Source organism: Aquamicrobium terrae (genome assembly GCF_052978165.1).
The window spans coordinates 87,984-100,058 of record NZ_JBRKLZ010000001.1; the positions used below are offsets into that span (position 1 = coordinate 87,984).

Below are 12,075 nucleotides of genomic sequence, written 5' to 3' on the forward strand. Positions count from 1 at the left end.
GATGACCGCCTTCTGATTTGACTATGGTCAATCCGATCCGATTTGCCTGCGACGAGTACTTTTCAAAAATGGCCAGCCCAGCTTTCAACCTGCCGAACATGCTGACCTATGCCCGCATATTGGCGGTGCCGCTGGTCGTCCTGTGCTTCTATCTCGAGGGGCATCTCAAATCGAGCGACTTCGCCCGCTGGTCGGCGCTGGCGGTTTTCCTCGCCGCCAGCATCACCGACTATTTCGACGGCTACTTCGCCCGCGCCTGGAAGCAGACTTCCAATATCGGCCGCATGCTCGATCCGATCGCCGACAAGCTGCTGGTGGCGACCTGCCTTCTGCTTCTTGCCGCCGATACGGATCACCGCGGTGGCATCGCCGGCTGGTCGCTGTGGGCGGCCATCATCATCCTGTGCCGCGAGATCCTGGTTTCGGGCCTGCGCGAATATCTGGCTGCGCTGAAGGTGAGCGTGCCGGTGACACAGCTCGCAAAGTGGAAAACCACCATCCAGATGGTATCCATCGCCTTCCTGCTGGCGGGGCCGGCGGGCGACAAGATCTTCCCCTACACGACGCTGACCGGGCTGGTGCTCCTTTGGATCGCGGCCATCGTGACCCTATATACGGGCTATGATTACTTCAGGGCCGGCCTGAAGCACATTGTCGACGAGTAGGGCGATGAAGCTCATCTATTTCGCCTGGGTGCGCGAACGCATCGGCAAGCCGCAGGAAGACCTCGATCTGCCGGCCGATGTGGTGACCGTCTCGGATCTGCTGAAATGGCTGAGGCAGCGCGGCGAGGAATATGAAAACGCCTTGCAGCATCCCGAAGTGATCCGCGTGGCGATCAATCAGGAACATGTCGGCCATGGCGAGAAGATCGCCGGTGCCAGCGAGATCGCCCTGTTTCCGCCGATGACCGGCGGTTGACGGCCATGGCCGACGTCGAGCCGGACATCCGCATCCAGGCCGCCGATTTCGACGTGGCCGAAGAGATCGCCCGGTTGACGAAGGGGCGCAAGGACATCGGTGCGGTCGTCACCTTCACCGGCCTGTGCCGCGACGAGGCCGGGCGGCTGTCGGCGCTGGAACTCGAGCACTATCCCGGCATGGCCGAGGCCGAGATCAGGCGCATCGCCGCCGAGGCCTGTACCCGCTGGCCACTGCAGGGCCTCACCGCCATTCATCGCCATGGCAAACTGAACCCCGGCGACAACATCGTGCTGGTCGTCACCGCCTCCAGCCACCGGCAGGCCGCGTTCGAGGCTGCCACCTTCGTCATGGATTTCCTGAAATCGCGCGCGCCTTTCTGGAAGAAGGAGCATGGCGCGGACGGCTCCGAAGGCGATTGGGTCGAGGCCAAGGAGGCCGACGAACTGGCAATCTCCGGTTGGAAGAGATAACCTTGGGTCAACCGCAGATTTTGCGCTGCGTCATGGTTTTTCCTCAATCCTGCTGCGCTGTGGGACATCGAAACGAGGACAGAAGATGCTGAAAAAACTGATTTTGTTGGGTCTGGTGCCTGTTGCCGGCCTTCTGGCCATGAACGGGCCGTCTCTCGCGGCGGAGATGGTGCTCAAAGGCGAGGTCACCTATCGCGAGCGCATGGCGCTGCCCGACAATGCGGTGGTGTCGGTCGAACTGGCGGATGTGTCGCTTGCCGACGCGCCGGCGGCCGTGATCGGCAAGCAGGAGATTTCGCCTTCGGGACAGGTGCCGGTGCACTTTGAAATCAAGTTCGACGATTCGGTCATCAAGCCGAACATGACCTATGCGCTTCAGGCGCGCATCACCGTCGACAACCAGCTTTGGTTCATCAACGACACGCGCCATGAAGTCGATCCGCGGACGACAGAGGCCCAGACCGTGCTGGTGAAGCGTGTTGCCCAGGAAAGCACCGATGCGCTCCACGACATCGAGTGGAAGCTGACCTTCATGGACGGGTTTGACGACTTGCCGGAAAACCCTGCGACCTTGACCCTCGGTCAGGATGGCCGCGCCCACGGCAAGGGGCCGTGCAACGGCTATTTCGCCGGCGTGAAGATCGAAGGCGAAGCCATTTCCTTCAGCCAGGTCGGCGCGACCCAGATGGCCTGTGAGCAAAAGCGGATGGAAGCCGAGCACGCCTTCTTCCAGGCGTTGGGCAAGGTCGCCAGCCACGCTACGGCCGAGGACAAGCTGGTGCTGAGCGACACAGACGGCAAGGAATTGCTGCATTTTACCAGATAAAGCAGATAACGCATTGATCAGACAATAAAAAAGCCGGGGACATGCCCCGGCTTTTTTTCGTTGCGGCAGCTTTCGCTCAGCCGACGATCTCGGTGTCGGAGAACCAGTACCTGATTTCCTGCGCCGCGGTTTCCGGGGCGTCGGAGCCGTGCACGGAATTCTCGCCGATCGACAGGGCGAAGGTCTTGCGGATGGTGCCCTCGGCGGCGTCGGCCGGGTTGGTCGCGCCCATCACTTCGCGGTTCTTGGCGATGGCGTTGTCACCTTCCAGAACCTGCACCACGGTCGGGCCGGAGGACATGGATTCGACCAGCTCGCCGAAGAAGGGGCGCTCCTTGTGCACGGCATAGAAGCCCTCGGCTTCGCGGCGGCTCATCCACACGCGGCGGGAAGCGACGACGCGCAGGCCGGCATCCTCGAGCATCTTGGTGATGGCGCCGGTCAGGTTGCGGCGGGTGGCATCCGGCTTGATCATGGAAAAGGTGCGTTCGAGCGCCATGGGTGGTCCTTTTGATTTTGGGATTGCTGTGTGGCGCGCTCTATACAGGCCGCCCGGCCTATTGCCAAGGGGAGGCCGCAACAGGGGTTGGCGATGGGAAGCCGCAGCGCTAGACCTCTTTCGGCAAAGGGGCGGGAGAAAGCGGATGAAGCGCCATTTCATGATGTTTGCAGCCTACAACCGGTGGGCCAATACGCGCATCTATGATGCGGCGGCCGATCTCACCGATGACGAGTTCCGCCGTGATGTCGGCGCCGCGTTCGGCTCGATGATGGGTACGCTCAACCATGTGCTCGTCGCCGACCGCATCTGGATGAAGCGCTTTACGGGCGAGGGCGATGCACCCACGCAACTGGATACGATCCTCCACAAGGACCTGCCGGAACTGCGGGCGGCGCGCGAAGCCGAGGACAGGCGCATTTCCGGCTGGGTTGAAAACCTGGGGGCCGAGGACCTGGCGGGCCGTTTCACCTACATTACCGTGACCGACATGCGCACCATTTCGCAGCGGCTTTCGCCGGCGCTCGGCCATTTCTTCAATCACCAGACCCACCATCGCGGACAGGCGCACACGATCCTGACGATGCTCGGGCGGCAATCGGTAGTGCTGGACCTCGTCTATTTCCAGCGCACGGAAGAGGGCAGGGCCTACGCCTGATCGCTTGGCCCATGCTTTCGGCCTTGCCTTCGGCGTGCCGGCAGGCCAAAACGCGCGACCATGTTGATCATAAACGACCTTTCGCTGCGGATTGCCGGGCGCCTGCTGCTCGACCATGCCTCGCTCACCCTCCCGGCCGGGACCAAGGCCGGCCTTGTCGGGCGCAACGGTACCGGCAAGACCACGCTGTTTCGCGCCATCACCGGCGACATGCCTTCGGAAACGGGATCGATCAGCCTGCCCAAGGGGCTGCGCATCGGACAGGTGGCACAGGAGGCGCCGGGCACCGAGGAGCCGCTGATCGATATCGTGCTCAAGGCCGACAAGGAGCGCGCCGCCCTGCTGGAGGAAGAGAAGACGGCGACCGATCCGCATCGCATCGCCGAAATCCATATCCGCCTGGCAGATATCGACGCTCATTCCGCCGAAGCGCGCGCCGCCACCATCCTGTCGGGCCTCGGCTTCGACGAGGAGGCGCAGAAGCGTCCCGCCTCGTCCTTCTCCGGCGGCTGGCGCATGCGCGTGGCGCTGGCGGCGGTGCTGTTCTCGGAGCCCGATCTGCTGCTTCTGGACGAACCGACCAACTATCTCGACCTCGAAGGCACGCTGTGGCTCGAAACCTATGTGGCGAAATATCCCCACACCGTGCTGCTCATCAGCCACGACCGTGACCTGCTCAACCGCGCCGTCAATTCCATCGTGCATCTCGACGGCAAGAAGCTCACCTTCTGGCGCGGCGGCTACGACCAGTTCGAGCGCCAGCTTGCCGAGCAGCGGGAGTTGCAGGAAAAGAGCCGAACCAAGCAGGAGGCGCATCGCAAGCACCTGCAATCCTTCATCGACCGTTTTCGCGCCAAGGCATCCAAGGCCAGGCAGGCGCAGTCGCGCATCAAGGCGCTGGAGCGCATGAAGCCGATCGGCGCGGTTCTGGACGAAAGCGTGCGGCCGTTCTCCTTCCCCGAGCCGCAAAAGACCGTGGCGTCGCCCATCGTGGCGCTGTCGGGCGTCGATGTCGGCTACCAACCCGGCAAGCCGGTGCTGAAGCGCATGACCCTGCGCATCGACAACGATGACCGCATCGCACTGCTGGGCGCCAACGGCAACGGCAAGTCCACCTTCGCCAAGCTGCTGGCCGGGCGCCTCACCGCGGAAACCGGGACGATCACCGTTGCGCCGGGCCTGAAGACCTCGATCTTCGCCCAGCACCAGCTCGACGATCTGCGGCCGGAAGAGAATGCCTATGAGCATGTGCGGCGGCTGATGCCGGACGCGCCGGAATCGAAGGTGCGGGCGCGTGTCGCCCAGTTCGGCCTCTCGACCGAGAAGATGAACACCGCTGCCAAGGACCTTTCGGGCGGCGAGAAGGCGCGGCTGCTGATGGGGCTTGCCGCCTTCGAGGGCCCCAATCTGTTCATTCTCGACGAGCCGACCAACCACCTCGACATCGACAGCCGCGAAGCGCTGATCCATGCGCTGAACGACTTTCCGGGCGCGGTGATCCTCATCAGCCACGACCGCCACCTGCTTGAAGCGACAGCCGATCGCCTGTGGCTGGTCAAGGACGGGGCGGTTCATCCCTATGACGGCGACCTTGACGACTACAAGACGCTGGTGACGGGCCAGCCGGCGGACCGCCGCGACAGGCGCGAGGCGGAGAAGGCGTCCAAGGCGGATCGCCGGCGCGAGGCCGCCCAGCGGCGCGCCGCGCTGGAACCTCTGGCCAAGCAGATCAGGGCCACTGAAGGCCTGATGGACCGGCTGCGCAAGCGCATCGACCTGATCGAGGACGAATTGGGAGATCCCGCGCTTTACGAAAAGGACGCCGCCAAGGCCACGAAACTGGCCAAGGAGCGCTCCGACCTCGTCACGCAACTAAGCGGGCAGGAAGAGCGCTGGCTGGAAATGTCAGCCGAATATGAGGAGGGCATCGCCGAGTAAGGCGTCAGCCCAGATCGCGCGGCCGGATGAAATCCGAGAGGCGGGCCGAGCCGGCGCAAAGCTCCGGCCAGCCCGTCACGACCTCGAATCGGGCCAGCGCGGCGGTCGGGAACTTGGCCTTGAGGCGTTCAAGGGCGGCAGGGTCGGTTCCCGGTCCCGCAAGGTCGCGGGCAAGCGTTTCGAGGCCCGGATTGTGGCCGACGACGAGCAGGCAGCGCACATCGGCGGAAACCTGCCGGATCTCACCCAGAATGTCGCGGGGCGCCGCTTCATAGATCGCTTCGGTGAATGCCATAGCAGGGGTTCCGGCGGGCCATTGCCCACAAACCAGTTCGTACGTCTGGCGTGTCCGGACTGCAGCTGATACCAGTGCGAAATCGGGAAGCCAGTCGCGCTGTGCCATTTCCCTGCCGATCAGCGGGGCGGCTTGCCTGCCGCGCGGCGCAAGAGGGCGCTCGAAATTGGCAAGCGCAGGATCGTCCCAGCTCGATTTGGCGTGACGCAGCAACAGGAGCTGGCGCATTGCCGCCACCGGCCGGTCAGGGGGTAAAGCGGGCCAGGGCTTCGAGGTCGACCTCGTCGCGCAGGTCGGCAGGCGAGAACAGGGTCGTGTCCGGGTTCTCGACCAGTCCGTTGCCGGTGGCGAAGCGGACCTTTCCGCCGGCCATGGTCACCTTGTTCTCGGCCAGCAGCTTGAGCGCCAGCACGTAAAGGGGATGCTCGGCCTTGAGCACGCGCGCGGCAAGCGTGGCCTCGTCGTCGCCCACCAGAACCGGCACGGCAGCCTGTGCGATGATCGGCCCGTCGTCCATTTCCGGCGTGACGAAATGGACGGTGCAGCCATGCACCTTGATGCCGGCCTCCAGCGCGCGCTTGTGCGTGTCCAGCCCCTTGAAGGCCGGCAGCAGGGCAGGGTGGATGTTGATCATGCGCCCCGACCACTTTTCCACGAAACTCGTGGTCAGCAGGCGCATGTAACCGGCCAGCGCCACGATATCGGCCTTGAAGCCGGCAAGCGCGGCGTCGATGGCCTTGTCGTGGTCGGCCTTGCTGGCGTGGTCGCTGCGGGCAATGGTGTGTGTCGGGATGCCGCGCGCGGCGGCGACACGCAGTCCGTGGGCATCGGCCTTGTCCGAGATGACGCCGACGATCTCCGCCGGATAGGCCGGATCGGATGCCGCCTCGATCAGCGCTGTCATGTTCGAGCCGCGCCCGGAAATCAGCACCACCGTGCGCTTGCGTGCAGTTCTCATAGGCCGATGGTCCCCCGATAGATCACGCCGGCATCGCGGCGCGGTACGATGCGGCCGATCGACGTCACCGTCTCGCCCGCTTCCTGAAGCACGGCCGCGACCTGTGCGGCCTGCCCGGACGCGACCACGATCACCATGCCGATGCCGCAATTGAAGGTGCGCATCATTTCCGTGGCTTCCACGCCGCCGGCCTCGGCTAGCCACGAGAAGACGGGCGGCACCTCGATGGTGTCGAGGTCCAGTTCGGCCGAGAAGTCCTTGGACAGCACACGCGGAATGTTTTCGGGGAAGCCGCCACCGGTGATGTGGGCCAGCGCCTTGATGCCATGGGTGCCGCGGATCGCCTTCAGCACCGGCTTCACATAGATGCGGGTCGGCTCCAGCAGCGCTTCGGCCAGCGTCTGGCCCTTGTCGAAGGGCGCGCGGTCGCTCCAGCCGAGGCCGGCCGCCGTCACGATGCGGCGCACGAGCGAGTAGCCGTTGGAATGCACGCCGGAGGAGGCAAGGCCGAGGATCACGTCGCCTTCGGCGATGTCGTTCGTCGGCAGCAACTGGTCGCGCTCGGCCGCGCCCACGGCGAAGCCGGCAAGGTCGTAGTCGTCGCCGTGATACATGCCCGGCATTTCCGCCGTCTCGCCGCCGATCAGCGCGCAGCCGGCTTCCCGGCAGCCCTTGGCGATGCCGCCGACGATGGCGGCGCCCTGGTCCGGATCGAGCTTGCCGGTGGCGAGGTAATCGAGGAAGAACAGCGGTTCGGCGCCCTGCACGACGAGATCGTTCACGCACATGGCGACCAGATCGATGCCGATGGTGTCATGCTTGCCGGCATCGATGGCGATCTTGAGCTTGGTGCCGACGCCGTCATTGGCAGCCACCAGAACCGGATCGGTGAAGCCTGCGGCCTTGAGGTCGAACAACCCGCCGAATCCGCCGATCTCGCCATCGGCGCCCGGCCGGCGGGTGGCGCGCACCAGCGGCTTGATCTTTTCCACCATCAGATTGCCGGCATCGATATCGACGCCTGCTTCGGCATAAGTCAGCCCGGTCTTGCGTTCGGCCATCGCTTTCCCCTTGCTATGGCGGGCTCTTCGCATGAACGGCCCTGTCCCGCAAGGTAGCGCAGATGTGCAGGCGGATGGAACTGGGGAAAGGCATGCGCCGCGAGCTTGCGGAACCTTGTCTTCCCTTGCCGCGCCGGCCTTGCTGATCCATCTATTGCCGGTTGAATGTCGAGACCGAAGTGACCGTACCGAACCTGATCACCATATTGCGTCTCCTGCTTGTCCCTGGCGTGGTGCTGGCCATGCTGCAGGCACGCTGGGAGTGGGCGTTCGCGGGGTTCCTGGTGGCCGGCGTTTCGGACGCAGTGGACGGCTTCATCGCGCGCCAGTTCAACCAGCGCTCGCAGCTCGGCGCCTATCTCGATCCCATCGCCGACAAGACCTTGCTGGTCAGCGTGTTCGTGGTTCTGGGCTATATCGGCGAACTGCCGCTTTGGCTGGTCATTGCCGCGGTGTCGCGCGATGGGTTGATCGTCTGTGCCGTGCTTTTGTCCACGATCATCGGCAATCCGGTCGAGATGAAGCCGCTATTGGTGTCCAAGGTCAACACGGCGGTTCAGATCCTGCTGGCCTGCATCGTTCTGGCGGAACTCGCCTTCGGCATGGGCTTCGGCCCCCTCCGCCTTCTCCTGATAATCCTGTCGGGCCTCTTGACCGTGGCTTCGGCGGCAGCCTATCTCCTCGGCTGGCTTAAGCATATGAGCTGCAATGGCAAAGGCACGATCCAGAACTGATGAGGGCGCCGCCAGGGCCGAGATGTCCGTTGCGTGGCGACGGCAGGCGCTATTCTGGGGCGCCGCTGCCCTTGTGCTGGTGGCTTTCCTCTATGTGTTTTCCAGCATCCTGCTGCCGTTCGTGGCCGGCATGGCGCTGGCCTATTTCCTCGATCCGGTGGCCGACCGCTTGCAGCGGCTCGGCCTTTCGCGGCTGATGGCCACCATCGTCATCCTGTTCGCATTCATCATTGTGCTGGTGCTTGCGCTTGTGGTTCTGGTGCCGGTCCTTGCCTCGCAGATGGCGGATTTCGCCGCGAGGCTGCCCGACTACATGACCCGCTTGCAGGCGCTGGTCACCAATTTCGACCCGGAATGGCTGGAACGCCGTTTCGGGGTCGATGCGGCGGGGCTGAAGGAAGGGCTGAATTCGCTGCTGACCTCCGGCTTTGGGCTGCTGACGACGCTGTTCCAGTCGATCTGGAGCTCCGGCATGGCGCTGGTTTCCGTGGTCAGCCTGCTGGTGGTCACGCCGGTAGTGGCCTTCTACATGCTGCTCGACTGGGATCGCATGATCACCGTGGTCGATAGCTGGGTGCCGCGCGACCATGTGCAGACAGTGCGGACCATCTTTGCCGACATCAACACGGCGACGGCCGGGTTCGTGCGCGGGCAGGGCACGTTGTGCCTGGTGCTGGGCGCCATGTACGCGTTCGGCCTGACGCTAACCGGCCTCAACTTCGCCATCCTGATCGGCCTGTTCGCCGGGCTGATCAGCTTCATTCCCTATGTCGGCTCGCTGACCGGGCTGGTTCTGGCCGTCGGCGTCGCCTTCGTGCAGTTCTGGCCGGACTGGATCATGGTGGTGGCGGTGGCCTGCGTGTTCTTCGTCGGCCAGTTCATCGAGGGCAACATCCTCCAGCCCAAGCTTGTCGGCAAAAGCGTGGGCCTGCATCCGGTGTGGCTGATGTTCGCCCTGTTCGCCTTCGGCGCCCTGTTCGGCTTCGTCGGCCTGCTCATTGCCGTGCCGGCGGCAGCGGCCATCGCCGTCCTGGTGCGGTTTGCCTTGTCCCGCTATCTGGACTCCCCGCTCTATCGGGGAAACGGGGATGAAGACGCGCCCGCGGTTGCGCGCACCGGCACTTCCGGCAAGAACGACTGACGCCTTATATGGTGCAGGAAATGGACAGGCCCCGACAGTTACCGCTGGATTTCAGCCATGCTCCCGGCTACTCGCGCGACGATCTCGTCGTGTCGCCGGCCAATGAGGAGGCGGTGGCGCTGATCGACCGCTGGCCGGAATGGCCGGCGCCGGTGATGGTGCTTTCCGGTCCGACGGGAGCCGGCAAGACGCATCTGGCCGCAATCTGGCGATCCCTTTCGGGCGCGGTTTCGCTGCGCGCGGACGATCTTTCGCAGACGGTCGGTTCGCTGGACGCCCGGCCGGTGCTGCTTGACGATGTCGACGGCGCGGTCATCGATGAAAACGGCCTGTTCCATCTCATCAACCACGTGCGCGCCAATGGCAGCCATCTGCTGATGACGGCCCGGCGCTTTCCCTCGGCCTGGGGCGTGCGGCTGCCTGATCTCGTTTCGCGCCTGACGGCCGCCCCGACCGTGGAGATTCACGAGCCGGACGACATGCTGCTGGCCGGCGTCATCACCAAGCTGTTCGCCGACCGCCAGATCGAAGTGGACCTTGCGGTCGTGCAATATCTGGTACGCCGTATCGAGCGCTCGCTGGCGACCGCCATTCGTGTCGTCGAAAAGCTCGACCGTATGGCGCTGGAAGAGCACAGCCGCATCACCCGTGCGCTCGCGGCCGAGGCCGTCAGCGCCATGGATGAAGGTCAGGGCGAACTGGGCTTCTGACCCTTTCTCGACTGCCGGTCGGCAGCCTTTCCCGGACATTCAGGAATATGAAGCGGAAGCCTCGACAGGCTTGTTTGCTGTTTGAAGTTCTATGGGAAATACAACCTGAAGGGGAGGGGCCGATACCGCCAACGTGGAAAATTTTCTATAGTACAAAAGTCGAATTCCGGGCAGTGAAGAAAGTGGAAATCCGTTCTGGCCCAATCTCCGGCTGCTTGACATTGCGGGGCAAACTTGCTGACCCATCCCGCAAATTGGAATGTAGGCGGAGGATTCTGCATATGAATTTGGATGGGCTCGAACAGTTTCTGGGAGATATAGGCAGCATTGTCTGGGGGCCGTACCTGCTGATACCGCTGCTGCTCGGTACCGGTCTTTATCTGACCGTGCGCCTGAGGGGCATCCAGCTCCTGCGGCTGGGAGCTGCGTTGCGGCTTGGGCTGATCAAGCGCAAGGACGATGATGCCGAGGGCGACATTTCCCAGTTCCAGGCATTGACCACCGCCATGGCTGCCACGGTTGGCACCGGCAACATCGTCGGCGTGGCGACCGCCATCGGCATCGGCGGCCCGGGCGCGCTGTTCTGGATGTGGGTGACGGCGCTGCTGGGCATGGCCTCGAAATATTCGGAAGCCTTCCTTGGCGTTCGCTTCCGGGCGACCGACGCAGCCGGCGAGAAGTCTGGCGGCCCGCAATATTATCTGGAGCGGGGCATCCCCAACGGTTTCGGCAAGTTCCTCGCCCTGGCTTTCGCGATCTTCACCGTCTGCGCCTGCTTCGGCATCGGCAACATGACCCAGGGCAACTCCATCGCCTCCAATCTGGAGCGCAGCTTCCATGTTCCCACCTGGACGACGGGGGCGGTGCTTGCGGCAATGACGATGCTCGTGCTGGTTGGCGGCATCAAGTCGATCGGCAAGGTCACCGCCGGGCTGGTGCCGGTGATGATCCTGTTCTACGTGCTGGGCGCGCTGTATATCCTTATGGTCAACATCGCCTCGGTTCCGGCCGCCTTTGTCGAGATTTTCACCTCGGCTTTCAGCGGTTCGTCGGCGGTGGGCGGCTTTGTCGGCTCGACCATCATGATCGCCGTTCAATATGGCGTGGCTCGCGGCATCTTCTCCAACGAATCCGGCATGGGTTCGGCGGCCATCGCCGCTGCCTCGGCGCAGACCACCCATCCGGTCCGGCAGGGGCTGGTGTCGATGACGCAGACCTTCATCGATACCATCATCGTGGTTTCCTGCACCGGCCTGGTCATCATCACCACCGGTGTGTGGAATTCGGTCGATCCCGAAACCGGCAAGCAGATCTCGGCGGCCATCATGACCGGCCAGGCCTTCAGCCATGGCCTGCCTGGCCAGTGGGGCCACTGGATCGTGACCATCGGCCTGGTGCTGTTCGCCTATTCGACCATTCTGGGCTGGGCCTACTATGGTGAACGCAATGTCGAGCGCCTTGTCGGCCGTGGCGGCGTGATGCCGTTCCGCGTGCTGTTCTCGCTGGTCGTGTTCTTCGGCTGCACGGTGCAGCTCGGCGTGGTCTGGAACTTCTCGGACGTCATGAACGGCCTGATGGCGATCCCCAATCTGATCGGCCTGCTGATCCTCTCGGGACTGATCGTGCGCGAGACCAGGTATTACCTGAAGCACGATCCCAAGCTTGAAGCCAGCCGTGCCGAAATCGAGGCTTTCATGAAGGGTGAGCCCGGCTGGGCCGAATGGAAAGCCAGCGAAAGCGCACCCTCCGGCGAAACGCCGCCGGCTGCGGTCCGGGTCGGATAGCACTGGCTGACATGCTCGAAACTAGAAACGGGGCCTCGATCGAGACCCCGTTTCGCTTGTATGGCGGGAGGAGACGG

14 protein-coding genes and 1 pseudogene are annotated in these 12,075 nt (G+C 63.8%); 10 read left to right on the forward strand and 5 right to left on the reverse strand.

Annotation, left to right across the window (positions count from 1 at the left end; translation table 11 throughout):
• The first annotated feature begins 68 nt into the window (after positions 1-68).
• Genes pgsA through ACVCNR_RS00520 form a run of 4 tightly spaced genes read left to right on the forward strand, consistent with a single transcriptional unit; the run spans position 69 to position 2,220 of the window.
• Complete coding sequence (pgsA, locus tag ACVCNR_RS00505; RefSeq protein ID WP_354195840.1) at positions 69-665, forward strand: CDP-diacylglycerol--glycerol-3-phosphate 3-phosphatidyltransferase; 597 nt, start codon at positions 69-71, stop codon at positions 663-665.
• 4 nt (positions 666-669) lie between these two features.
• Complete coding sequence (gene moaD / locus ACVCNR_RS00510) at positions 670-921, forward strand: molybdopterin converting factor subunit 1 (protein WP_354195838.1); 252 nt, start codon at positions 670-672, stop codon at positions 919-921.
• A gap of 5 nt (positions 922-926) precedes the next feature.
• Positions 927-1,394: a molybdenum cofactor biosynthesis protein MoaE gene (locus ACVCNR_RS00515; RefSeq protein WP_447073359.1), complete on the forward strand. Its 468-nt coding sequence runs from the start codon at positions 927-929 to the stop codon at positions 1,392-1,394.
• Positions 1,315-2,220 (forward strand): YbaY family lipoprotein, encoded by a 906-nt coding sequence (locus ACVCNR_RS00520; protein ID WP_447073361.1) that lies wholly within the window; start codon positions 1,315-1,317, stop codon positions 2,218-2,220. The genes ACVCNR_RS00515 and ACVCNR_RS00520 overlap by 80 nt, the downstream gene beginning before the upstream one ends.
• A gap of 76 nt (positions 2,221-2,296) precedes the next feature.
• On the opposite strand, the gene ndk is transcribed toward ACVCNR_RS00520, so the two are convergent.
• On the reverse strand, positions 2,297-2,719 hold the full coding sequence (ndk, locus tag ACVCNR_RS00525) for a nucleoside-diphosphate kinase (protein ID WP_354195833.1): 423 nt from the start codon (positions 2,717-2,719) through the stop codon (positions 2,297-2,299).
• A gap of 145 nt (positions 2,720-2,864) precedes the next feature.
• Between ndk and ACVCNR_RS00530 the strand changes: the two genes are divergently transcribed.
• Positions 2,865-3,377 carry a DinB family protein gene (locus tag ACVCNR_RS00530; protein WP_447073362.1) on the forward strand — a complete coding sequence of 171 codons (513 nt, stop codon included), beginning with the start codon at positions 2,865-2,867 and terminating at the stop codon, positions 3,375-3,377.
• A 60-nt stretch (positions 3,378-3,437) separates the two neighbouring features.
• A complete protein-coding gene (locus tag ACVCNR_RS00535; RefSeq protein ID WP_354195829.1) occupies positions 3,438-5,315 on the forward strand; it encodes an ABC-F family ATP-binding cassette domain-containing protein in 1,878 nt (625 codons plus the stop codon).
• A gap of 4 nt (positions 5,316-5,319) precedes the next feature.
• Here ACVCNR_RS00535 and ACVCNR_RS00540 read toward each other — a convergent pair whose 3' ends face one another.
• From ACVCNR_RS00540 to purM, 4 genes and pseudogenes are all read right to left on the reverse strand, one after another.
• The gene (locus tag ACVCNR_RS00540) at positions 5,320-5,610 is read right to left on the reverse strand and encodes a SixA phosphatase family protein (RefSeq protein ID WP_447075726.1); all 291 of its coding nucleotides are present in this window, start codon (positions 5,608-5,610) and stop codon (positions 5,320-5,322) included.
• Positions 5,611-5,640: 30 nt separating this feature from the next.
• A pseudogene (locus ACVCNR_RS00545) lies at positions 5,641-5,838 on the reverse strand (SixA phosphatase family protein); the annotation flags it as partial.
• A 16-nt stretch (positions 5,839-5,854) separates the two neighbouring features.
• Positions 5,855-6,568 (reverse strand): phosphoribosylglycinamide formyltransferase, encoded by a 714-nt coding sequence (gene purN, locus ACVCNR_RS00550; protein WP_447073363.1) that lies wholly within the window; start codon positions 6,566-6,568, stop codon positions 5,855-5,857.
• On the reverse strand, positions 6,565-7,629 hold the full coding sequence (gene purM, locus ACVCNR_RS00555; protein WP_354195823.1) for a phosphoribosylformylglycinamidine cyclo-ligase: 1,065 nt from the start codon (positions 7,627-7,629) through the stop codon (positions 6,565-6,567). Before purM ends, purN begins: the two co-directional genes overlap by 4 nt.
• Positions 7,630-7,808: 179 nt before the next feature.
• On the opposite strand from purM, the gene ACVCNR_RS00560 reads away from it, so the two are divergent.
• The 4 genes from ACVCNR_RS00560 (at position 7,809) to ACVCNR_RS00575 (ending at position 11,998) form a co-directional block, all read left to right on the forward strand.
• Positions 7,809-8,363 (forward strand): CDP-alcohol phosphatidyltransferase family protein, encoded by a 555-nt coding sequence (locus ACVCNR_RS00560; protein WP_447073366.1) that lies wholly within the window; start codon positions 7,809-7,811, stop codon positions 8,361-8,363.
• On the forward strand, positions 8,338-9,504 hold the full coding sequence (locus ACVCNR_RS00565; protein ID WP_354195819.1) for an AI-2E family transporter: 1,167 nt from the start codon (positions 8,338-8,340) through the stop codon (positions 9,502-9,504). The genes ACVCNR_RS00560 and ACVCNR_RS00565 overlap by 26 nt, the downstream gene beginning before the upstream one ends.
• Positions 9,505-9,524: 20 nt before the next feature.
• On the forward strand, positions 9,525-10,214 hold the full coding sequence (gene hdaA / locus ACVCNR_RS00570) for a DnaA regulatory inactivator HdaA (RefSeq protein WP_354195817.1): 690 nt from the start codon (positions 9,525-9,527) through the stop codon (positions 10,212-10,214).
• Between the two features lie 281 nt (positions 10,215-10,495).
• Positions 10,496-11,998, forward strand: a complete 1,503-nt coding sequence (locus ACVCNR_RS00575) for an alanine/glycine:cation symporter family protein (RefSeq protein WP_354195815.1) — start codon at positions 10,496-10,498, stop codon at positions 11,996-11,998.
• Positions 11,999-12,075 lie beyond the last annotated feature (77 nt).